General features: G+C 44.5%; 22 protein-coding genes and 2 tRNA genes. 19 read left to right on the forward strand and 5 right to left on the reverse strand.

The genetic code is table 11. The features are described 5' to 3' along the window. Positions 1–7: 7 nt before the first annotated feature. Positions 8–1060 (forward strand): aldo/keto reductase, encoded by a 1053-nt coding sequence (locus DN730_RS02075; RefSeq protein ID WP_115466447.1) that lies wholly within the window; start codon positions 8–10, stop codon positions 1058–1060. A 72-nt stretch (positions 1061–1132) separates the two neighbouring features. On the opposite strand, the gene fusA is transcribed toward DN730_RS02075, so the two are convergent. From fusA to DN730_RS02095, 4 genes are all read right to left on the reverse strand, one after another. After that, entirely contained in the window at positions 1133–3226 is a 2094-nt protein-coding gene (fusA, locus tag DN730_RS02080; protein ID WP_115466448.1) for an elongation factor G, read from the reverse strand. Positions 3227–3385: 159 nt separating this feature from the next. Beyond that, positions 3386–4564 (reverse strand): cation:proton antiporter domain-containing protein, encoded by a 1179-nt coding sequence (locus tag DN730_RS02085; RefSeq protein WP_115466449.1) that lies wholly within the window; start codon positions 4562–4564, stop codon positions 3386–3388. 22 nt (positions 4565–4586) lie between these two features. After that, positions 4587–5252: a TIGR04211 family SH3 domain-containing protein gene (locus tag DN730_RS02090; RefSeq protein WP_115466450.1), complete on the reverse strand. Its 666-nt coding sequence runs from the start codon at positions 5250–5252 to the stop codon at positions 4587–4589. Between the two features lie 167 nt (positions 5253–5419). Beyond that, positions 5420–6004, reverse strand: a complete 585-nt coding sequence (locus DN730_RS02095) for a superoxide dismutase (protein WP_115466451.1) — start codon at positions 6002–6004, stop codon at positions 5420–5422. A gap of 161 nt (positions 6005–6165) precedes the next feature. Between DN730_RS02095 and DN730_RS02100 the strand changes: the two genes are divergently transcribed. The 18 genes from DN730_RS02100 (at position 6166) to nadA (ending at position 22170) form a co-directional block, all read left to right on the forward strand. Then, positions 6166–7125: a hypothetical protein gene (locus DN730_RS02100; protein WP_115466452.1), complete on the forward strand. Its 960-nt coding sequence runs from the start codon at positions 6166–6168 to the stop codon at positions 7123–7125. A gap of 136 nt (positions 7126–7261) precedes the next feature. Continuing rightward, the gene (gene trhP / locus DN730_RS02105; protein WP_115466453.1) at positions 7262–8620 is read left to right on the forward strand and encodes a prephenate-dependent tRNA uridine(34) hydroxylase TrhP; all 1359 of its coding nucleotides are present in this window, start codon (positions 7262–7264) and stop codon (positions 8618–8620) included. Between the two features lie 164 nt (positions 8621–8784). Continuing rightward, the gene (gene cysD / locus DN730_RS02110; RefSeq protein ID WP_211313826.1) at positions 8785–9693 is read left to right on the forward strand and encodes a sulfate adenylyltransferase subunit CysD; all 909 of its coding nucleotides are present in this window, start codon (positions 8785–8787) and stop codon (positions 9691–9693) included. A gap of 17 nt (positions 9694–9710) precedes the next feature. Next, positions 9711–11324 carry a sulfate adenylyltransferase subunit CysN gene (cysN, locus tag DN730_RS02115; protein ID WP_115466455.1) on the forward strand — a complete coding sequence of 538 codons (1614 nt, stop codon included), beginning with the start codon at positions 9711–9713 and terminating at the stop codon, positions 11322–11324. A 63-nt stretch (positions 11325–11387) separates the two neighbouring features. After that, a complete protein-coding gene (locus DN730_RS02120; RefSeq protein WP_115466456.1) occupies positions 11388–11873 on the forward strand; it encodes a hypothetical protein in 486 nt (161 codons plus the stop codon). A gap of 156 nt (positions 11874–12029) precedes the next feature. Next, the gene (gene aspS, locus DN730_RS02125) at positions 12030–13799 is read left to right on the forward strand and encodes an aspartate--tRNA ligase (protein WP_115466457.1); all 1770 of its coding nucleotides are present in this window, start codon (positions 12030–12032) and stop codon (positions 13797–13799) included. 129 nt (positions 13800–13928) lie between these two features. After that, positions 13929–14480, forward strand: coding sequence for a crossover junction endodeoxyribonuclease RuvC (gene ruvC / locus DN730_RS02130; RefSeq protein ID WP_115466458.1), 552 nt, complete (start codon positions 13929–13931; stop codon positions 14478–14480). Continuing rightward, the gene (ruvA, locus tag DN730_RS02135) at positions 14477–15076 is read left to right on the forward strand and encodes a Holliday junction branch migration protein RuvA (protein ID WP_115466459.1); all 600 of its coding nucleotides are present in this window, start codon (positions 14477–14479) and stop codon (positions 15074–15076) included. The genes ruvC and ruvA overlap by 4 nt, the downstream gene beginning before the upstream one ends. Positions 15077–15078: 2 nt before the next feature. After that, positions 15079–16092, forward strand: coding sequence for a Holliday junction branch migration DNA helicase RuvB (gene ruvB / locus DN730_RS02140; protein WP_115466460.1), 1014 nt, complete (start codon positions 15079–15081; stop codon positions 16090–16092). A gap of 10 nt (positions 16093–16102) precedes the next feature. Next, complete coding sequence (gene tolQ / locus DN730_RS02145; protein ID WP_115466461.1) at positions 16103–16777, forward strand: protein TolQ; 675 nt, start codon at positions 16103–16105, stop codon at positions 16775–16777. A gap of 3 nt (positions 16778–16780) precedes the next feature. Beyond that, complete coding sequence (gene tolR, locus DN730_RS02150; protein ID WP_115466462.1) at positions 16781–17206, forward strand: protein TolR; 426 nt, start codon at positions 16781–16783, stop codon at positions 17204–17206. 3 nt (positions 17207–17209) lie between these two features. Continuing rightward, complete coding sequence (locus DN730_RS02155; protein ID WP_115466463.1) at positions 17210–18187, forward strand: energy transducer TonB family protein; 978 nt, start codon at positions 17210–17212, stop codon at positions 18185–18187. Then, on the forward strand, positions 18187–19485 hold the full coding sequence (tolB, locus tag DN730_RS02160; protein WP_115466464.1) for a Tol-Pal system beta propeller repeat protein TolB: 1299 nt from the start codon (positions 18187–18189) through the stop codon (positions 19483–19485). Before DN730_RS02155 ends, tolB begins: the two co-directional genes overlap by 1 nt. Positions 19486–19505: 20 nt before the next feature. Next, a complete protein-coding gene (gene pal / locus DN730_RS02165; RefSeq protein WP_115466465.1) occupies positions 19506–20099 on the forward strand; it encodes a peptidoglycan-associated lipoprotein Pal in 594 nt (197 codons plus the stop codon). After that, positions 20099–20872, forward strand: coding sequence for a tol-pal system protein YbgF (ybgF, locus tag DN730_RS02170; RefSeq protein ID WP_115466466.1), 774 nt, complete (start codon positions 20099–20101; stop codon positions 20870–20872). Before pal ends, ybgF begins: the two co-directional genes overlap by 1 nt. A gap of 43 nt (positions 20873–20915) precedes the next feature. Further along, positions 20916–20991, forward strand: a tRNA-Lys gene (locus DN730_RS02175). 19 nt (positions 20992–21010) lie between these two features. Then, a tRNA-Lys gene (locus tag DN730_RS02180) sits at positions 21011–21086 on the forward strand. A gap of 37 nt (positions 21087–21123) precedes the next feature. Next, a complete protein-coding gene (gene nadA, locus DN730_RS02185) occupies positions 21124–22170 on the forward strand; it encodes a quinolinate synthase NadA (RefSeq protein WP_115466467.1) in 1047 nt (348 codons plus the stop codon). A gap of 48 nt (positions 22171–22218) precedes the next feature. Here nadA and DN730_RS02190 read toward each other — a convergent pair whose 3' ends face one another. Continuing rightward, positions 22219–23592: a M48 family metalloprotease gene (locus DN730_RS02190; protein WP_158541163.1), complete on the reverse strand. Its 1374-nt coding sequence runs from the start codon at positions 23590–23592 to the stop codon at positions 22219–22221. Between the last annotated feature and the right edge of the window lie 32 nt (positions 23593–23624).

Here is a 23624-nt window from a genome sequence, read left to right on the forward strand (position 1 = left end):
TATCTTAATGAAATACAATAAGTTGGGTTGGACGGATATTGATGTATCTCGTGTATGCTTGGGAACGATGACCTGGGGTAAGCAAAATACACAGCAGGATGCAGATCATCAGATTGAGTATGCATTAGACCAAGGAATCAATTTTTGGGACACGGCTGAAATGTATGCGGTCCCACCAACACCTGAAACCTATGGAAAAACAGAGTCCATTATTGGGAATTGGCTGAGCCGAAATGAGTCACGCCGAGATGAGATTGTTTTGGCAACTAAGATTGCTGGCAACGGGTTGTCTTGGGTGCGAAATGGAGGAGATGTAACAGCTGAGGCAATTATTCAATCGGTAAATGATTCTCTCGCTCGTTTGAAAACTGACTATATTGATTTATATCAGATACATTGGCCAAACCGCACCTCGCCACATTTTGCTAAGCATTGGCCAGGCGGAACTACCTTTACTGACATAGATGCTGTGCAACAATCACAGCAAATGTTAGAGATTCTTCAAGCACTGGGCGAGTGTGTTAAGTCTGGAAAAATACGTCATTTTGGCTTGTCTAATGAAACCCCCTGGGGAATTAATGAGTATTTGCGTCTAAGTGAAAAGCATTCCCTTCCTCGAGTAGCGTCTATCCAAAACGAGTTTAGTCTTTTGCACGCCAAAGATTGGCCATATTTGATAGAAAACTGTACTTATCAAGAGGTCGCTTATTTGCCTTGGTCTCCACTTGCTGCGGGTGCGTTGTCCGGTAAGTACATAGATGGCGCTCGACCAGAGGGTAGTCGATGGAGTTTTGCGCAGCGTAATGGTTTGTTTCGCGATACTAAGATGACAAATAACGCTATCAAAGAATATCAAGCTGTCGCTATGCGTCATGGATTTACTCCATCGCAACTTGCGTTAGCTTGGGTAGATCAGGTAGATGGCGTGACCTCTACGATTATAGGAGCAACCAAGCTATCTCAGCTCCAGGAGGACATTGCTGCTTTTGATATGGTGTTAAATGACGACGTACTAAAAGAAGTATCGGAAGTATTTCGTAGATACCCAGTGCCATTCTAAGAGTAGAGAGAAGAAATGTTCAATAAAAAACCCGGCTAATGCCGGGTTTTTTTGATATCACGGTGTGTAATATTAAGCTTTTTCTGCTTTGCGTGCTTTTGCTGCTTCGATGACAGTTTCAGCTACGTTAGCAGGACATGGTGCGTAGTGAGCGAACTCCATAGAGAACTGACCACGACCGGATGTCATTGTACGTAGATGGCCGATGTAGCCGAACATTTCAGATAGAGGTACATCTGCTTTTATGCGTACGCCAGTTAGACCAGCTTCCTGATCTTTGATCATGCCGCGACGACGGTTAAGATCACCGATTACATCACCAACATGGTCTTCTGGAGTGAATACGTCAACTTTCATGATTGGCTCAAGAAGCTGCGCACCTGCTTTAGGGATAGACTGGCGGAATGCGCCTTTAGCTGCGATCTCAAATGCTACAGCAGAGGAGTCAACGGCGTGGAAGCCACCATCGAAAAGCTCAACTTCAACATCAAGAACAGGGAAGCCCGCTAGAACACCCTCTGCCATCATGGATTTGAAGCCTTTTTCAACTGCAGGCCAGAATTCCTTAGGTACGTTACCACCCACAACAGTTGATGTGAATGTGAAACCAGAGTTTGGCTCACCTGGTTTGATGCGGTAATCGATCTTACCGAACTGACCAGAACCACCAGACTGTTTCTTGTGTGTGTAGCTGTCTTCAACTTCACGAGTGATCGTTTCACGGTAAGCAACTTGAGGTTGACCAACAATTAGGTCTACGCCATAAGTACGCTTTAGGATGTCCACTTTAATGTCAAGGTGAAGCTCACCCATACCTTTAAGGATGGTTTCACCAGAATCTTCGTCAGTCTCAACTTGGAAAGACGGATCCTCTGCAACCATTTTACCGATTGCAATCCCCATTTTCTCATTGCCGCCTTTGTCTTTAGGCTGCACAGCGATAGAGATTACAGGCTCTGGGAAGATCATCGCTTCAAGTGTACATTCGTGTTTAGGATCACAAAGCGTGTGACCTGTTTGAACGTTCTTCATACCAATGATTGCAATGATATCGCCAGCTTGTGCTTCGGTGATTTCGTTACGATCGTCTGCTTGCATCTCAACCATTCGGCCGATACGCTCAGTTTTACCTGTAGCAGAGTTAAGAATAGTATCACCTTTCTTAAGGCGGCCAGAGTAAATGCGGACGAAGGTTAGGGCACCAAAACGGTCATCCATGATCTTGAACGCAAGCGCTCGTAGAGGCTCGTCTGCAGACACTGTAGCAACTTTACCAGTTGGCTCACCAGTTTCCGGATCTGTAAGATCCTGAGGGTCAACTTCAGTTGGGTTCGGTAGGTAATCAACAACAGCGTCCAATACAAGCTGAACACCTTTGTTCTTAAATGCAGAACCACAGTATGTAGGGAAGAACGCAAGGTCACGTGTACCTTTACGGATACAACGCTTGATTTCGTCTAGAGAAGGGACTTCACCTTCTTCTAGGTACGCCATCATAAGGTCTTCGTCTTGCTCAAGCGCCGTTTCGATCAAAGCTTCGTGGTACTCTTCTACTTTGTCGACCATGTCGGCAGGAACGTCTTTGATTTCGTAGTTTTCAGGAAGACCTGTGTCGTCCCATACGAACGCTTTCTTAGAAAGAACGTCAACAACACCAACGAAGTCATCTTCTTCACCAATTGGAAGTGTCATAACTAGAGGGTTGGCAGCAAGCACGTTTTTAACTTGATCTACTACGCGGTAAAAATTAGCGCCTAGGCGGTCTAGTTTATTAACAAAGATAACACGAGCAACTTCAGACTCGTTAGCATAGCGCCAGTTTGTTTCTGATTGAGGCTCAACACCACCAGAACCACAGAATACACCGATACCGCCATCCAATACTTTCAAAGAACGGTATACTTCAACTGTGAAGTCAACGTGTCCAGGAGTATCGATAACGTTTAGGCGGTGTTTTTTCCACTCACAAGTTACCGCAGCAGACTGGATGGTAATACCACGTTCCGCTTCTTGTTCCATGAAGTCAGTAGTAGATTCACCATCGTGAACCTCACCAGTCTTATGGATTTTACCAGTTAGCTTAAGAATACGTTCAGTTGTGGTAGTTTTACCCGCATCAACGTGGGCAAAGATACCGATGTTTCTGTAAAGAGATAAGTCAGCCATTACATTGCTCTAAATAAGTGTAGGATGAATTTTTCGCGTAGTTAGTATACAAGACTTTTCAGCGATATAGTCAGGTATTGGCGGGTATTCTATTATAAGAAGGTGTTGCAATAAAAGAGGCGTAACGCCACGCCTCAATTATTTCGCTAAATATTTTTGCTAGTCTCGGCGTAATCGGTCAGAAATAGCAATAGGATTAGGGTATCTGAGGATAACGACGTAGGTGGACAGTGCAAAACTGAGAATGGCTGTCGCCTGTATTACGTGGCTAGCTTCGATTCCGATTAAGCCAAGTGATGTCGCCAAATAAGCAATCAATAAAGAGAACTCACTTACTTGCCCCAGACGGAAGCCTACTTCCCAGCTTGTACTTCGATCCTCCTTTAAACCTTTCAAAAGATATCGGAACACTGTGGGCTTTATAAGGATTGACAGTGTTGCGAGGATTAATGCTGGAACAATCACAACTCCCAATAGGTTTAGATCAAAACTAGCGCCGATTGAGAAGAAGAATAAGATAAGAAAAAAATCTCTTAAGGGCTTAAGGTGTGTTGCTATATATTGTGAAATAGGGCTAGTGGCCAGCGCGACCCCTGCTATAAATGCACCCATTTCGGCAGAAAGACCGAGAGCTTCTGCGCATACCGCAACAGCTAGGCACCAACCAATTGAAAGTAAGAAAATGTACTCATGAAAACGGTCGAATTTTGCAATTAGCTTAAGCAGTACATACTTTACGAATAAAAATGCTCCAACTATCAGCAAGGGCAAGCCAATCAAAGGCATTACATAGTTCATGTAACTGTTAGTTTCTGTGTCTTGCGTGTTACCTGCTGCGAATATAACCAATAATACCGCAATCGCTAAAATGTCCTGTAGCAACAACAAACCGACAACAAGTTCCCCTGTGTGTTTATGATGTAAAACGGTGGTGGGGAGCAGTTTTATACACACTATGGTGCTTGAAAACATCATGGCTAGTCCGATGATCACTGATTCGACTACTGTGTAGCCAAAAGCGTTAGCGGTAAAGTAGCCGAATCCAGCAAAAATAATCGAAGAGGCTAGGGCAACCCAAGAAGCTTTTCTAAGCATATTGAGCAAGTGACTCGGTTGCATGTCTAATCCAAGCAAAAATAGCAAAAAGATAATCCCTATGTGAGACATCTCCTCGAGTAGCGCTGGGTGGTCAATAAGTTTTAACGCATAGGGGCCAAATAATGCGCCGAGCGCGATGTAGGCAAGAATAAGTGGTTGTTTAGTATAAAGTGCAACGGAGGCGACAACAGCCGCCCCTGCGAATATCAAGAAAAAGGAATGGACAATTGAGGTATCGATCGGGAAGCACTCCTCTGCAAGCTTACCAAGAACTTGTCGGCGCTTTTTTGCGGCGAGTCATAGGGAATAATAAGCCAAACACCCCACCAATTATTAATGTTCCTGCTCCGATCATGAACCAGCGTTGTTCAGTGGAAGAGGACAGTTGATCGTTTTGAGCGGTTAAGTTAGTAACCTGCTGCTGTAAAGATTTAATTTTGTAATCCGATGATTCGTTAGCTGAAACAATGGCTTTTGCTTTTTGAGCCAGCTCACTAACATCTTCCAAGCGTTGCTCTAAAGCGGCTTTTTGTGTGGTCAGTTCATTAACCGAGGCGATTAGCTCATCATTAGTGTCTTTCGTCGTTTGAAGTGCTTCTTGTGCTGCAATGTTCGCTTCTTTCGCCTGAGTTAGTTGGTTTTCTAAATAGACAAGCTGATCACGGCTAACGCGATCTTCGCTGACAAAGTAATCTGGCAGCCAACCAACGTTCCCTTCAGGTGTTCTTACTTTGGTGTAACTATCTCGACGCTCTAATACAGTTAGAGGAGTGCCACTTTTAATGCCGCGCTCTGTGGCACGAGTCGAATTGCTTAGCCCTTCTCTAATGGCAACGAATTGAATATCTGATACATAAACGGTTTCTGCATGAGCAGAAAGAGCAATGCTTAAGGAGGCAGTGAATCCAAAAAGAAGGTGTTTTAGCACGTTAAGACCCTTTAACAATCAATTACTTGTAGCGCAACAATAACGTTCCAGCGGTTTAAGAGCAATATATAGTTAGTCTGAAGCGCCGCGTGTTTCTGTCAGTAAAGAGTAAAACAAAAAAAGCGCGATATAAATCGCGCTTTTTAAAGAGATAGGAAAAATTTCGCTTATGCAGCGAAGTTTGCCGCAGCAAATTCCCAGTTTGCAAGAGCCCAAAAACCTTTTAGGTAATCTGGACGTACGTTGCGGTAGTCAATGTAGTAAGCGTGTTCCCACAAATCAACTGTGATTAGCGCAGTTTGACCATTGGTCATAGGTGTGCCGGCGTTGCTAGTGTTAACGATCTCTAGCGAGCCATCAGAGTTTTTAACCAGCCACGTCCAGCTAGAACCAAAGTTGTTTACTGCTTTGTCGTTAAATGCTTCTTGGAACGCTTCAAAAGAGCCCCACTTCGCATTGATTGCTTCAGCTAGAGCGCCAGTAGGTTCGCCACCGCCGTTCGGAGTAAGGCTGTTCCAGAAGAAAGTATGGTTCCAGATTTGTGCAGCATTGTTGAACACTGGACCAGCTGGAGCAGACGTGATGATTTCTTCTAAAGATTTACCTTCGTATTCGGAGCCAGGTACTAAACCATTTAACTTCGTTACGTAAGTATTATGGTGCTTACCATAATGAAACTCTAAAGTTTCCGTAGACATATGTGGTTCAAGCGCATCTTTTGCGTAAGGTAGAGCTGGTAATTCAAACGCCATTTCTTTTCTCCTTGCTTTATATGAAACGAAAAGTGCTTGTGATCAAGCAGTTAATGGTGATTATATACTAGCATCGAACGTTTGAAGATTATATTCATACTGTTCGTGTGGATATTTATTTCATAGTTACCAAACTGAGACATCCAACGACCTTACTTACCATGCGAAAAGATGACGACGTAGAAATCCCAAGTTTAACACTCGATCAAGACGAAATAAGTGATCGATCCTCTTTATCTGCACAAGCTAATCAAGCCAAAAAGCGCAGATTGAATCCTCCGCCAGCGAAGCCAGCCCAGGCCAGTACGGCAAACACCAAACACACTAAAAAACCGAGTTTAGCAGGTATTTATTTGCTTTTACTCTTGATTTTGTGTGGATCTGCTGGCGGCGGATATTGGCTTTGGATGCAAAATCAAGCATTGCGAGATGAACTGCTAGGGGCGCAAAGCCAGATCCAAGATTTAGATCACCAGCTGCTGGCAGCTGATGTATCGACTGATCAATTAGGGTCAACGGTAGAAGAAACCTTAAAGAATCATGAAAGTGAAATTCGTAAATTATGGGGCGTTTCGTATGATCGAAATCGTGGCAATATCTCGTCCAACAGTGACGCTATTGAGCAATTAGATGACAAACTTAGTCAATTGCGCGAAACAGTTTCGACCCAAGCAAAGCTTGTTGCCGTACAAGGGGACGCATTTAATGAGATCGAAGACGGTTACAATCGACTGATCGAGACTGTTGCAAACGTTCAAAACTCCCAAGAGTCTCAAAAGTCTTCTTTAACTACTATCTCAGAGAAACTAGATCGCTCTGCTGCGGAGCAAGCTTCGCAACAGGGGCGCATTGAAGCTCTACGATTACAATTAGATCAAACCGTCACGAGCCTTGAGCAGATTGCTCAAAGGTTGGAGCAACAGAAGATCGAGCTGGCTAACATTCAAGCTAAGCCATCGGACTCGGCTCCAAGTGCTGAAGTAAACGCCAAGCTCAATGAGTATGATGAAGCGATACGTTCAATCGATGAATTTCGCCCCCAAGTGCTACGCGAGATTAATAGTTTAAAAGCACAAGTGAGACAGATTTCATTGCAGCAAACGTTAAGTTTAGACGAGTAGTTTGATACTTCGTTGAGTTACTTGATTTGAATCAAAGAATGGCCGATTTACTCGGCCATTCTTGCGTTTGGCATAAGGAAAAGTGTGTGCATTTCATTAGAATTCGCGCCATCTTATTTCTTTATAAAATTTAATTATGACTGAATTACTTTCTCCCGCTGGGACTCTTAAAAATATGCGTTATGCCTATGCGTATGGCGCGGATGCGGTTTACGCTGGCCAGCCGCGCTACAGTCTGCGTGTGCGCAACAATGACTTTACTATGGCTAACCTCGCTCAGGGCATTGAAGAGGCGCACAGCCAAAGCAAAAAGCTGTATGTCGCTACAAATATTGCACCCCACAACGCCAAAATTAAAACTTTTATTAAAGACATGGAGCCCGTTGTTGAAATGGGGCCTGATGCTTTGATCATGTCGGACCCGGGCTTGATGATGTTGATTAAAGAGAAGTGGCCCGATATGCCGATACATTTGTCGGTTCAGGCAAATGCGGTCAACTGGGCGACGGTTAAGTTTTGGCACAACTTCGGTCTAGAGCGCGTGATTTTGTCTCGCGAGCTTTCCTTAGATGAGGTCGGTGAGATACGTCAAATGGTGCCGGAGATGGAGATTGAAACGTTTGTGCATGGCTCACTTTGTATAGCGTATTCAGGTCGTTGTTTGCTGTCTGGGTATTTTAATCGCCGTGATCCAAACCAAGGTACATGTACGAACTCTTGCCGCTGGCAATATGATATGAAATCGGCTGTTCAGGATGAGAATGGAGACATTGTGCCAGCTGATGGCAGTCATCTAAAAGGAGTACAAAGTTTTAACCCAAATGACTATGTGGCGCCAACGCTAGGCGAAGGTAAACCATTTGATGACGTCGTATTGCTGCGTGAACAAGGGCGCGAAGGCGAATTTATGCCAGCGTTTGAAGACGAGCATGGCACCTACATCATGAATAGCCGCGATTTGCGCGCAATCCAGCATGTAGAAAAGCTTATTGAGCTGGGAGTTCATTCTTTAAAGATAGAAGGGCGTACTAAATCGCACTTTTATGCAGCGCGCACCGCACAGCTTTACCGTAAAGCTATTGATGATGCAGTTCTGGGGCAACCATTTGATATGTCATTGATGGATAAGCTCGAGGGCTTGGCAAACCGTGGCTATACCGAAGGTTTTTATCGTCGTCACGTTCACGATCAGTACCAGAACTATCAATACGGTAATTCGATCTCGGATCGTCAGCAGTTTGTAGGTGAAATGTTGGACTGGAATAATGGTTGGCTCACAATTGATGTTAAGAATCGCTTTAAAGTAGGTGACTCAATTGAGTTAATTACGCCGAAAGGCGGTGTGAGTTATAGTGTCGAGGCGATGGAAAGTTTGAAGGGCGAAACTATGACGGTAGCGCCAGGATCGGGGTACAAAGCACGTATTCCATTACCTTTTCAGCCTGAGCAACTAGAGCTAGGGTTGATTATGAGAAACTTGCCAAGCAGTCAGTGATGGTTTGCTTATAATCAGCGCCGAAGTAAAAAGACTCTATACGAGTCTTTTTTAATATCTATATGCTATGAAAATCTACTTGATCGGGTTTTTATAACTTTCTGGCATGTTATAGTTAAGCAAATGCTGAAGCCTTTACAAATTTGAGACGAGATACTATGACAGTGACAGAGGCAAGACTGACTCACCTTAAACAGCTTGAAGCTGAGAGTATTCACATTATCCGAGAAGTGGCCGCAGAATTTGACAATCCGGTCATGCTGTATTCCATTGGTAAAGATTCGGCTGTTATGCTGCATCTTGCTATGAAAGCGTTTTATCCGGGTAAGCCACCGTTCCCACTATTGCATGTAGATACGGGATGGAAGTTTAAAGAAATGATTAAGTTTCGTGACGAACTCGTTGCAAAACTTGGCTTAGATTTGCTTGTGCACCAGAACCCTGAAGGTGTGGCTCAAGGTATTGGTCCGTTTACTCACGGCAGCGCTGTGCACACTGACGTAATGAAGACGCAAGGCCTTAAACAGGCTCTTGATCAATATGGCTTTGATGCCGCGTTCGGTGGTGCGCGCCGAGACGAAGAGAAATCACGTGCTAAAGAGCGCGTCTATTCTTTTCGCGATAAACAGCACCGCTGGGACCCTAAAAATCAACGCCCAGAGTTATGGAATATCTACAACGGTAAAGTAAACAAAGGTGAAAGCATTCGAGTGTTCCCTTTGTCTAACTGGACGGAGTTGGATATCTGGCAATACATTTACTTAGAAAGCATTCCAATTGTTCCTCTTTACTTCTCTGCAAAACGACCTGTGGTTGAGCGTGATGGCGTTCAAATAATGGTTGATGATGAGCGTATGCCGCTTAAAGAAGGTGAAGTGCCTGAAATGAAATCGGTACGCTTCCGTACTTTAGGTTGTTACCCACTCACAGGTGCAGTGGAATCTGAAGCGGATACATTGCCAGAGATCATTCAAGAGATGCTGTTGACGAAGAGTTCCGAACGTCAAGGCCGCGTCATCGACCACGATTCAGCGGGTTCGATGGAAGAGAAGAAGAAGCAAGGTTATTTCTAAGGGTAGGAGTTGTAAGAATGTCTCATCAATCAGAATTGATCAGTCAAGATATCCTTGGCTACCTCAAGCAACATGAAGAAAAAGACCTGCTTCGCTTGCTTACCTGCGGTAACGTAGATGATGGTAAAAGTACACTAATTGGTCGTCTACTGCATGATTCAAAGCTGATCTATGAAGATCACTTAGATGCGGTGAAACGCGATAGTAAGAAGTCGGGCACTCAAGGTGAAGAAGTTGACTTAGCGTTATTGGTGGATGGTCTTCAAGCGGAGCGTGAGCAGGGCATCACTATTGATGTTGCGTACCGCTATTTCTCGACTGAGAAGCGTAAATTCATCATTGCGGACACCCCTGGACATGAACAGTACACCCGTAATATGGCCACAGGCGCTTCTTCTTGTGATCTAGCGATTATATTGATTGACGCCCGCTACGGTGTACAGACGCAAACTCGCCGTCACAGCTTTATTGCTTCTCTACTGGGTATTAAGCATGTTGTTGTTGCTGTGAATAAAATGGATTTGGTTGATTTCTCTGAAGAAAAATATAATGAAATCCGGGCTGATTACTTGCAGTTCATTGAGCAGCTTGGAAACCGCAAGCCAGAGGACGTTTACTTCGTGCCAATGTCGGCTCTGCAAGGCGATAATGTGGTGAACGCTTCGGAAAATACGCCTTGGTATCAAGGTGGTCCTTTGATGCAGATTCTAGAGTCGGTACAGATTAATCGTGATGTGAAAAGCGATGCTTTCCGCTTCCCTGTCCAATATGTCAATCGTCCTAACCTAGATTTTCGTGGTTTTGCAGGAACGGTTGCAGCCGGCCTTGTTAAGCCAGGCGATGAAATTATAGCCTTGCCTTCAGGTAAAAAATCGAAAGTGGCTGAAATTGTCACCTATGATGGAAGCCTAGATGTGGCCAAAAAGGGTCAGGCGATCACGTTGACGCTTGAGGATGAGATCGACATAAGTCGTGGTGATATGATTGTTCACCCTGGTCATGAGCCTGAAATTAGTTCCAATCTTCGTGCTTCCGTCGTTTGGATGGCAGAGCAACCATTAGTGCCAGGTAAGCTTTATAATTTCAAGTTAGGTACGCAAACTGTACCAGGTAAAGTTCACCACATTAACCACCGAGTAGACGTCAACACGCTTGAGCATATAGCAGTGGATCAAGTTGAGCTTAACGTTATTGCAGATTGCGTCATCAGCTTTGATGCGCCAGTGGCATTTGATGACTATCAGAACAGCCCATTAACAGGTGCACTGATTATCATTGATCGTTTATCTAACGTCACGGTCGGTGCCGGGATGGTGGAAGAAACTTTTGGTGATTTGGATCAAGACACTGTCGTGACGGCGGAAGAACGTGCTGCGCGTTTAGGTCAAAAACCAGCTGTAGTGGCTTTGGCAGAGGGAACTAATGTTGATGTTAAGCAGTTAGAACGTGGGTTGCTGCGCCGTGGCGTGGTCTCTCTTGCTAAGCTGGATGCGAGTCTTGTAGAAGCGGAGCTGCTTAAGCAGACTGGAGTTGTTGTCATTGTCGCCAATGCGGAGTTGGCAGACATTCAATTATCGGACGGTAGTGTTGATGATCTAGTGGAGCAGGTTTTATCGGTTGTAAGCCTGTAATTACTCGCTAAATCGTGTATAAAAGCCACTGTTTTACAGTGGCTTTTGTGTGTGTGGTCGGTTATGTCATTAGATTTTCTTTATCAGCAGTTACTTCTCTATATGGCTGATCGCGTTGATATTGTTAGTGACGCTGCCAATCAGGCAAAAGAGGCGGCTACAGGCACAGAAAGTGTCGCAGAAACTAAGTGGGACACATTTGGCCTAGAAAACTCCTATCTTGCGCATGGTCAAGCTATGCGCCTAGTCGAATGCGAATCCGATATGGCCTATTTTCGCAAATTTCGCTTTTCTGAATCAGATACAGTCGCCTTAGGTTCTGCTTTATTGTTGGTGCGCCAAGATGGTTGGCGACGTATCGTCATTCTGGCGGCTCATTGTGGCGGCGCAGAATTTCGTGTGGGTGATCAAAAAGCTTTGATTGTTACTCCGAATACCCCCCTCGGTAAGTCGTTGTTAACAAAAGAAGAGGGGGATGAAATCATCATGAAAAGTCGAGGTGTTGAGATTTTTGCCGAGATTGATCGGATTTTTAGTGCTCATGTTTAGAAAATTGAGTCATCCTCTAGAGAGTGTTTGGCGCTTGGCATATAATGCTGAGCCTTCAAAATAGACTTACGACGTTCTGGTGGTTGAGGAAATGCTCAACAACGGGAACAAAGAACATCATTAACGCTCAACACGAGACGGTAATAGGACAGAATTATGCGCAGCCATTATTGCGGCGAGTTAACAGCAAAAAACATTTCAGAAGTAGTCACTCTTTGTGGATGGGTTCACCGTCGTCGAGATCACGGTGGAGTAATTTTTCTAGACCTTCGAGATCGCGAAGGTGTAACTCAAGTCGTATTTGATCCAGATAGAGCGGAGAGCTTTGCTTTGGCGGACAGCTGCCGCAGTGAGTTTGTGGTTCAAGTTAAAGGCTTGGTGCGAGCGCGTCCAGAAGGTACTGTTAACCCAAACATGAACACAGGTGAAATCGAAATTCTTGGTCATGAAATCGAAATTTTGAACCGTGCCGCGACACCACCGTTCCAGTTGGATGAACATCAAGCTGTTGGCGAAGACATTCGTTTAAAAAATCGCTTTTTGGATCTGCGTCGTCCAGAGATCCAGCAAAAACTTCGTATTCGTTCTAAAGTCACTTCTATTCTGCGTAGTTATCTTGACGATAATGGCTTTCTTGATATAGAGACTCCTATCCTTACTCGTGCTACACCTGAAGGTGCGCGAGATTACTTGGTCCCTAGTCGTACTCATCAAGGTAGTTTCTTCGCTTTGCCCCAGTCGCCACAGTTGTTTAAGCAGTTGTTGATGGTGTCTGGTTTTGATCGTTACTACCAAATTGCTAAATGTTTCCGTGATGAGGATTTGCGAGCAGACCGTCAGCCAGAGTTTACTCAAATAGACTTGGAAACGTCATTCTTGGGGCAGGAAGCAATAATGTCTCTTACGGAAGGAATGATTACTAACCTGTTCAAAGAAGTAAAAGACATAGACCTGGGTGATTTCCCGCGTATGCCTTACTCTGAGGCGATGGAGAAATACGGCTCCGATAAGCCGGACCTTCGTATACCTCTAACGATTGAAACCGTTTCGGATTTGATGACAGATGTAGACTTCAAGGTTTTTTCAGGACCAGCAAAGGACGATAAAGGTCGTGTTGCGGCGCTTAAAGTGCCTGGTGGTAATTCCTTAACACGTAAACAGATCGACGAATATACTAAATTTGTTGGGATCTACGGTGCTAAAGGCCTTGCCTACATTAAGGTTAACGACAAATCAGACCTTGAAGAAGGTTTACAGTCACCGATCGTTAAGTTTTTACCAGTAGATGTTCGCAAGGCTTTGCTGGACCGTGTTGAGGCACAAGACGGTGATTTGATCTTCTTTGGAGCTGATCAGACAAGCATCGTAAATGAAGCACTTGGCGCACTTCGTTGTAAGTTAGGCGCTGATCTTGATCTATATACTTGTGAGTGGGCGCCGCTTTGGGTTGTAGATTTCCCAATGTTTGAGCAAACATCAGATGGCGGTATTACGGCGATACACCATCCATTTACTGCACCATCTTGTTCTCCTGAGGAATTAAAAGAAAATCCTTTGACTGCCTTATCACAAGCGTACGATATGGTGCTTAACGGCACTGAATTGGGTGGTGGTTCTATTCGTATTCACCAATCTGAGATGCAAGAAACCGTATTTGAGCTATTGAATATCTCAGCAGAAGAGCAAGAAGAGAAATTTGGCTTCCTGTTGGATGCGTTGAAGTTCGGTGCGCCGCCGCACGGAGGATTGGCGTTTGGTCTTGATCGCTTGGTTATGCTTATGACTGGTTCTGCTTCGATTCGAGACGTTATCGCATTTCCTAAAACTCAAAGCGCTACATGTCTATTGACTCAAGCTCCTGGCGAAGTGAGTGAAAAGCAGCTAAAAGAGCTGAGCATTCGCGTACGTAAGCCAGTAGTAGAGTAAAGATCAAGCTTATTAACGATGCATTATATAAAGGGCCAACTAATGGCCCTTTTTTATTGCCTTGCATTGTTTTCTTTATGCTGTTGAAATATACAGTATTTCGAGGGTGAGATTAATAAAGGTGTTAGATTGGCGCGAATACTAGCAATTGACCCTGGATCAAGAGTTACAGGGTTTGGAGTGCTCGAAGTACTTAACGGAAAAGTGAACTACGTTAGTAGTGGTTGCATAAAATTACCTGACGAGAATCTCGCAGTCAGATTAAAGCGTATCTTTGAGTGCGTTGGCGAGGTTATATATGAATTCAGTCCAACTGAATTTGCGATCGAGGAAGTGTTTTTAGCAAAAAATGCTAACTCAGCTTTGAAGCTTGGCCAGGCTCGTGGAGCTGCGATTGTGGCCGCTGCTATGGCGGATTTGCCTGTTTATGAATATGCCGCGCGGCGCGTGAAGCAATCTGTGGTCGGTAATGGCAATGCTGATAAAGAGCAAGTGCAGTCTATGGTTCAATTTTTACTTAAGCTGGAATCTACGCCTCAGGCCGATGCCGCCGATGCATTGGCGATTGGGCTATGCCATGCTAACACCCGGACATCAGACGGACTTGAGTATGGGGTAGGGAAGCGGGCAGGTCGATCTTCGAAGCGGTGGCAAATGACAGATTTGAGGGTGAAAAAATGATAGGTCGAATTTCGGGAACTTTAATTGAGAAAGCGCCTCCAGAGTTGTTGGTGGATGTCGGTGGAATTGGTTATGAAGTACTGGCGTCGATGAGCACAATTTACGACTTACCTCAGGTAGGCCAGCCTGTAGTGTTGCATACACACTTTCAAGTTAAAGAAGACGCTCAATCATTATATGGCTTTGTAACGAAAGATGAACGAGCTCTGTTTAGAATCTTAATTAAGGTAAATGGCATAGGCCCTAAGATGGCGTTGTCAGTATTATCGAGCATGAACCCACAAGAGCTGATTACGGCTGTTCAGGAGTCGCAAGTCGATAATCTTACAAAGGTACCTGGTGTTGGCAAGAGGACTGCTGAGCGACTGATTGTTGAACTACGTGATAAACTTGGTAGTGCAGCTAAACAAGATTTGTTTACCGAGCGCTCTGTTGTAGCCAAGGTTCAAGCTGATCCGCGCCAAGAGGCTGAGGCAGCATTGATCTCATTAGGGTACAAACCGCAAGAGGCGGCACGTATGATAGCGAAATTACCAAAAGATGAATCCAATAGTGAGTCACTAATTAAAGCTGCGCTAAAAGGTATGTTGAAGTAATTATGATAGAACATGATCGGATCATTTCCCCTCAGGTGAGGGGGAGTGACGGACAGGTAGACCGCGCAATACGTCCTCAGAGTCTCGCTGAGTACATAGGGCAGCCTGTTGTCAAAGAGCAAATGGATATCTTCATTCAGGCAGCGCGACAACGTGGTGAGCCATTGGATCACTCGCTAATATTTGGTCCACCCGGGCTTGGTAAAACGACGCTTGCTAATATCATTGCTAACGAAATGGGTGCCGAGATAAAAACAACCTCGGGGCCTGTACTAGAAAGAGCTGGAGATCTCGCTGCGCTGCTAACAAATCTGGAAGAAGGTGATGTGTTATTCATTGATGAAATTCATCGACTAAGCCCAGCCATAGAAGAGGTGTTATACCCAGCTATGGAGGACTATCAGATCGATATCATGATTGGCGAGGGTCCTGCTGCTCGATCGATTAAAATTGATATTCCACCATTTACGTTGGTAGGAGCAACGACCCGAGCAGGCTTGCTTACGTCACCTTTACGTGATCGTTTCGGAATCGTGCAACGTTTAGAGTTTTATGATGTCCAATCTCTGACTACAATCGTACGTCGGTCTTCGAAAAAGTTAGGCATCGAATTGGATGATGAGGGATGCTTTGAAGTTGCTAGGCGTTCTCGCGGAACTCCTCGTATCGCAAACCGACTTTTACGGCGCGTCCGTGATGTTGCTCAAGTAGGTGGGGACAAGCTTGTGGGACAAAAAGTTGCTCAACGTGCCCTGGATATGTTAAGTGTAGATAATCAAGGGTTTGACCATCTAGACAGACGTATGTTGTTGACTATGATAGAAAAGTTTGACGGTCGTCCGGTTGGTTTGGATAGTATTGCTGCCGCAGTAGGTGAAGATAAAGATACGATTGAAGATGTGATAGAGCCGTTTTTGATACAGCAGGGTTTCGTGATTAGAACCTCACGTGGGCGCCAAGTAACGAAACGAGCTTATGAACATTTTAATTATCAACTCCCTCAAGATTTGGAATAGAGGAAAACACATGTCCATTTGGGGCTTAATTGCCAGCGCGAGCGTTGTCGTGCAATTAGTTATGTTGACGCTACTACTAGCGTCTCTTTTTTCATGGGTCGTTATATTTCAGCGCATTAGAGTGCTTAAAAAAGCTAAGACCATTCGCAGGCAATTCGAAGACCAGTTTTGGTCAGGTATTGATCTTAGTAAGTTATATCGAATGCTAACCATGGAAGGTAGGAAAGTTGAAGGGATAGAGAATATTTTTACCGCTGGCATAAAGGAATTTACGCGTTTACGACAGCACCAGAATGTAGACCCTGACGCAGTAATGGAAGGGGTAGAGCGGGCAATGCGCGTGGCTCTCTATCGAGAAGAAGAGAAGCTAGATATGCATTTACCATTTTTGGCAACTGTTGGTTCCATTAGTCCGTACGTGGGCCTATTTGGTACAGTTTGGGGTATCATGCACTCATTTATGGGGCTTGCTGAGGTGCAGCAAGCGACACTAGCAACGGTCGCTCCCGGTATCGCTGAGGCGCTTATTGCAACGGCTATTGGTCTGGCGGCAGCGATTCCTGCCGTGGTTGCATACAACCGATTCTCTGCAAACGCTGAATCATTAGCGTCAAGCTATGATAATTTTGCGGATGAGTTTAGTAGTGTGTTACACCGCAAAGTTCATGCTAGTGACGGGAACTGATACATGGCAGGTGTAAGAAGGCGAAGCAAGCGCCGTAAGCCGGTTGCGGAAATCAATGTCGTACCCTATATCGATGTAATGTTGGTGTTGTTAGTGATCTTTATGATTACCGCGCCTATGCTAACCCAGGGAGTGGATGTTGAGCTCCCTAACGCGAATGCAGCGCCTATGGAAAACAATGAATCCGATGTACTGATTGCATCCGTAGATAAAGATGGGAATTATTTTATTGATCTAGGTGGCGAGCAAAATTCTGTGACTTTGGATGAGCTTAAAATCCAAGTGAAAAAAGTTCTAAGTCAAAATCCTAGATTGCCTGTATTGGTGCGAGGAGATACTAATGTTTCCTACGGTCAGGTGGTTGGTTTGATGGTTGCTCTCCAAGGTGCAGGGGCACCTAACGTGGGCCTAGTAACGGAGCCAGAATAGTTCATGCGTTGGACTGATAAGGAAAGTTACTCGTTACCCGTTGTTTTGGCTATAGGTTTGCACGTCATAATATTGGTTGGCGGTTCAGTTGGGTTGGTGTTGGGCGACGATGAACCTCCTGCTCCCAAGCGCCCTCCCATAGTGAATGCAACGATTGTCGATGTATCCGATACGATTATTGGTAAGCGTGAGGCTGAGCTGCGTCAAGCTGCTGCTCAAGCTCAACAAGAAGCCCAGAAGAAAGCTAAAGAGGCGGCTCGAAAAAAAGCTGAACGAGAAGCGTTGGAAAAGCAAAGACGCCAAGCACAAGCCGCTCAGAAGAAACGTGAAGCTGCTGAGCGGAAAGCAGAGGCTGATAGAAGGGCTTTGTTAGAGCGGGAAAAGGCAGAAAAAGCGCGCAAAGCGGAAGCAGCAAAAAAGAAAGCCCAGCAAGAACAGGCTAAAAAAGAAAAGGCTCAGCAAGAGGCAGAGCAAAAAAAGCGCTTGGAAGAAAAGAAGCGAGCTGAAGAAGAAAAACGTAAGCGGCAAGAACAAGAAAGAGCAAAAGAACTTGAGCGTCAGCGTCAACTAGAAGCCAAAGCTATAGCTGAAGCGGAGGAGGCTCGTCGGAGACAAGCAGAAGCTGAAGTACAAAAAGCGATAGCCGAGGAAGAAGCGAAACAGTTGCGAATCGAAGAGGGTCAAGCTGTTCAATCAATCAGTAGCTTGATAATGGATAGAATTGCATCAGTATGGATTAGGCCGCCAAATGCTAGAAATGGCATGAAAACAAAGTTACGTATAGGTTTTCTCCCGAGTGGGGAAGTGAGTACTGTAGATGTTTTAGAAAGCAGCGGAGACTCATTGTTTGACCAACGTGCTAAAGACGCTGTTGTCAAAATGGGCAGGGTTGAAGAGTTAGCCGATGTTGATTATGCAATATTTGAACGTAATTTTAGGCAAATTGAGTTGTTGTTTAACCCACAAGATCTGAGAAATTAATGAAAAGTAAATTTGTTTTAGTCGTTTTAATGGCCTTGCTTACGTTATCGATTCCAGCAAGAGCGCAATTGGTAATTGAAATAACCAGTGGGGCCGACCAGCTGCTACCCGTTGCAGTCGTACCATTTGGCTACACTGGCTCAACCCCATTGCCTGAGGATGTCGCCGGTATTGTTCAGAGTGACTTGCTGCGCAGTGGTGTTTTTCAAGCAATACCGCGGGAAAATATGCTGAGCTTGCCGACCTCGGCTAAAGATGTCTTCTATCGAGATTGGCGACTTCTAAAAGCTGATTATGTGCTAGTAGGAAATGTTGATGCGAATGCTAACGGTACCTATCGAATAACCTATGAATTGGTTAATGTACTGACGCAAAAAAGGGTTGGCAATAAAGAAGCGCTCGATGTTAAGCCTAGTAATTTCCGAGATGCTGCCCATTTTATTAGTGATAAAATATACGAACAGTTGACGGGGATTCGTGGGGCATTTAGTACTCGCATTCTTTATGTTACTGCAGAAGGCAACAAAGCTGCACCTACGTTTAAGTTGCAAGTAGCTGATGCAGACGGATATCGTCCTCAAGTTGTTGTCAGTTCTCAGGAGCCAATTTTATCGCCTTCTTGGAGTGCAGACGGACGCTATATAGCTTATGTTATGTTCAGGAACCGCAGGCCAAATATTTTTATTCAAGAGTTGGCGACAGGAAAGCAACAACAGCTTGCACAGTTTAGAGGGTTAAATGGAGCGCCAGCTTGGTCGCCAGATGGCAAGAAACTCGCTTTGGTTCTGTCTAAAGATAATAACCCAGAGATTTATACGCTTGATATTGCTACTAAAAAGTTAGAGCGCATGACCAATCACTATTCAATTGATACTGAGCCGAGCTGGGAGCCTGACGGAAACGGTATCATTTTTACCTCTGATAGAGGTGGGAATCCCCAAATCTATCGTCTTGATGTAAAAAGCAAATCAGTAGAACGTGTAACATTTGAGGGTGAGTTGAACACCAGGGCGCGTTTAACACCTGATGGACGTTATTTGGTCACAGTACAGAAAAATGATGGAAATTATCATATCGCATTACAGGATATGAAGACGGGTAGGGTACAAGTATTAACTCAAACCTATCTAGATGAATCGCCAAGCATTGCGCCGAATGGCAGCATGGTGATGTACGCAACAACCGAGAACAGTAAAGGAATCTTGGCTGTTGTTTCCGTTGATGGGCTTGTTAAATATAAGTTACCATCTGCAGACGGGGATGTACGAGAGCCTGCTTGGTCTCCGTATTTTAAATAGCACACTTTAAGGAGCTAACAATGAGTGTAAGTAAATTAGGTAAGTTCGCGGTAGTGGGTCTTTCAGCCGCATGGTTGGCAGGTTGTAGCACAACAGCAACAGAATCAGATAACTCAGCAGTCGCTGAAGAAGGTGCAGCAACAGAAACAACTGAATCCGCTGATGACATGGCTGCTTCTGACGATGCGACTTATGCAGCAGGCGAAGATGGTGCAGTTTCCAGTGTTATCGTGGAAGATGAAGAAGCGATGGCAGCACAAATGCAGGATGTAGACCCTCTAGCAGGCGTTTCTACAGTTTTCTACTTCGACTTTGATAAATCCATTGTACGTCCTGCAGCACGTGAAGCATTGGCGAAACATGCTGACTTTTTAATTAATAATCCTGATGCTCGCATTGTATTAGAAGGACACGCGGACGAACGCGGAACTCGTGAATACAATATGGCCCTTGGCGAGCGTCGTGCGAAAGCTGTTATGCGTTACTTGACCATTCAAGGTGTTGCAGCATCTCAAATTGAAACTGTGAGCTTTGGCGAAGAGGTCCCTGTAGCATTTGGTCATGATGACGCATCATGGCAGCTTAATCGTCGTGTTGAGGTTCGCTACGAGTAATGAGTAATCGACTCACGATAAGCTCCGTTGCATTGGTGCTGACCTTGTCAGCACCAATCGCAATGGCGGCCGATAATGAACAGAGAGGCATATCAGCCAGTGTTGCCGCGGACTTACTGTATCAGTTAGAAACGCTTCAATTTGAAGTGTCTCAGTTGAGGGGTAAGTTAGAAGAGCAAGAGCACGAACTTCGCAAAATGAAAGCATTGCAAAAGGATCGATATATTGATCTCGATAAGCGAATATCCGCGGCGATGTCTGTATCACGTGATCAAGTTAGTGTTCAACCTTCAGTAGCTTCAGCTGGCCAAGACAGTAACAATTCGACTTCAAGTACTCCAGTCGCTGTCGCTGTTCCAACAGCTCAAATTAAAGCTGAAACATATTCATCGCCTTCTGAATCAGCTAAACAAGCCTACGATTCGGCATATCAGCTGATAAAGCAGAAAGAATTTGAACAAGCACGCAGTAAGTTTCGATCTTTTGTTAGTCAATATCCTAATAACCAATTAACCGGAAATGCTCATTATTGGCTTGGTGAACTAGCGTTGGTTCTGGGAAACCAAGGCGAAGCACTTGTTCAATTCAAATCAGTAGTGGACTCGTTCCCTGGCCATCCTAAAGTACCTGATGCAGTTTATAAGCTTGGTATCGTAAATGACCAAATGGGGAATCAAGCGTTGGCGAAGACCTATCTACAGCAAGTTATCAATGAGTTTTCAAACGCTAATGCAGCAAAGCTTTCAACTAATTATTTGAATAATATGAAATAATTGTTTGTTTTCTATGTCAGCTGCTGTAGTATACGCGCCCGTTGGGTCGTTAGCTCAGTTGGTAGAGCAGTTGACTTTTAATCAATTGGTCACTGGTTCGAATCCAGTACGACCCACCAACTCTTCTTTTTCCGTGATGGGTCGTTAGCTCAGTTGGTAGAGCAGTTGACTTTTAATCAATTGGTCACTGGTTCGAATCCAGTACGACCCACCATCACACCATGACCTGCCCATTTCCAAGGGGTTACTCAATGTCTGAATTAATCGATAAAGTAGCGCTACGAGATACCGTTCAAAAATATCTGTCTGAAGCCGAAGAATCACTCAAGAAGCCTGTACTGGATAATAGAGAATTGCGTGACGAAATTAAATCGCTGCTAATAGAGAAAGACGCGGTTCTGGTTGCGCACTATTACACAGAAGATGCTATCCAAGAATTGGCTGAAGAAACCGGTGGTATCATTGCCGATTCTCTGGAAATGGCTCGGTTCGGTGCCGAACACTCTGCAAAGACTTTGGTTGTTGCTGGCGTGAAATTTATGGGAGAAACCTCCAAGATTCTTAGCCCAGAAAAAACCGTTCTGATGCCTACTTTAGAAGCGACTTGTTCTTTAGATATAGGTTGCCCTGAGGATGAATTCAGTGCTTTTTGTGATGCAAACCCCGATCGAACAGTAGTGGTTTATGCAAACACATCTGCTGCGGTGAAGGCGCGTGCAGACTGGGTTGTAACTTCTGCGATCGCACTTGACGTTGTGCAGTTTCTATCAGATCGCGGAGAAAAAATTATTTGGGCGCCAGATCAACATCTAGGGCGCTATGTGCAGGCCCAGACAGGTGCCGACATGCTACTGTGGGATGGTGCGTGTATAGTACATGAAGAGTTCAAAGCAAAAGGCATTTCGGATCTAAAAACAATCTACCCTGATGCGGCTGTTCTGGTTCATCCCGAGTCACCAGAATCCGTCACTCAAATTGCTGATGTGGTGGGTTCAACATCACAGTTGCTGAATGCATCCAAGCAAATGCCCAATGATACATTTATCGTTGCGACGGATCGCGGAATCTTCTATAAAATGAAGCAAGCTTCTCCGAATAAACGTTTTGTAGAGGCTCCAACAGCCGGCTCCGGAGCGACGTGTAGAAGCTGTGCGCATTGTCCTTGGATGGCCTTAAACTCATTGGAACTATTGCGCAATGCATTGCGCGACAGTTCTGGAGAAATATTTGTCGATGAGAAGGTACGTGTAGGGGCATTGAAGCCATTACATAGAATGCTAGACTTCAATAAGTCGTGACGCTCAGAGTGAAAAAAGCAGCTAAATAAGCTGCTTTTTTTGTGTCTATTAGTTTAGATTTTGGTCTCGTTCGGCGCTGATTATGCTGCTGAATTCTTCTTTTGTACGCAGAAATTGAGTTTCATGTTTATCTGCGGTCATTCTAATTGCACGATTAATTAAATTCATTGCAATATGTTCGTTGCCTCTCGCAAACTCCAATTGGCCTTTATAGTAAAGCGCTGAGGCTAAGTTACCTTGTCGTCTAGCGGTAGCGATATTATTTCGATAGACCATCCTTTTTTCATAGCCTAAAGCATCTTGCGCAGATTTGAGGAAAGAGAAGTGCGCTCCTGACTGAGATTCTAGATAACGAAAGGCTAAATCATTCGGTGCTAAAGTTAATCTACTTTCAATAATTTTAGCTGCTTTAGCATGATCATTATGTGCGATCGCTACAATTGAACGTAAGTATTCAATAAATTGATTGGTAAGCTTTCGGTCTAAGTCAGTCAGGGTGGTTGTCGCTTTATTTGTGTGCTGCGTTAATAATTCTGATAATGCGTATGCATAGATTCGCTGCTGCTCATCAGAAATATGTTGATTGAGAAAAGAACGATATTGATCACCCTCCATAACTGAGCGATAAGCCAGTAACGTTGCCCTAAAATATAGAAAGTGATCCGATGAGGGCTCAAATACCACGGACCTAGGTTGATCAATTGTGAAAGCGTCGCTGATACGTGTTTTAGGAAGGGGGTGAGTTGACAAAAACTCTATGCGATTTGCCCCCATAGATTGTTTGAATAGTGCCGTTAATAGCGTGTTCATTCCACTAACAGGAAGGCCTGAATCAATCAATAGTTCTCGGCCTCTTCTATCCGCTTCCTGTTCTTGAGATCTAGAGTACTTGAGAAGGTTTTCTTGCTGATTGGCAATGCCGCCTAGCCAAAGAGCAGAGGTAGCTTCGCCGTTTCCTGCTGATGCAGCGGCAACTCCCGCTAGTAATAACATTAGAGTTTTGCTCGTTTCATTTTTTTGTAGCTCTAGCGAGCGTTCGTAATGATTAAGCTCAAGGTGCGCAATTTCATGGCCCAGTAAAGCAAGAAAGCTAGTTTCATCTTGAATGATACGAAGAATGTCAGAATAGATAAAAAGGTGATTTCCAGGTATGACAAAAGCGTTTGTTTGACTGCTATTTAGCAGCGCGATATCAATCGTTTTATTGTATAAATCAGTGCTCGGCACGATTTGAGAAAGTGCTTGTTGTAAGTAGTTGTAGGCAGGTGGAAACTCAATCAGACCAGTGCTTCCATTGAGTTTCCTAAACCAATATTGACCTAGCACGTAGCTTGGATTTGATAGGGAGCGTTCGTCTTGATTGTTGACGAGATCCGGTAGCGAATTTTCAGCAAATGACGGGGCTTGGTAAAGCAATATCATTATAAGCACAAAGACTGACTTGCTGATTTGAG

The sequence above is a fragment of the Marinomonas piezotolerans genome, assembly GCF_003362755.1.
In the GTDB taxonomy this organism is placed as follows: Bacteria; Pseudomonadota; Gammaproteobacteria; order Pseudomonadales; family Marinomonadaceae; genus Marinomonas; species Marinomonas piezotolerans.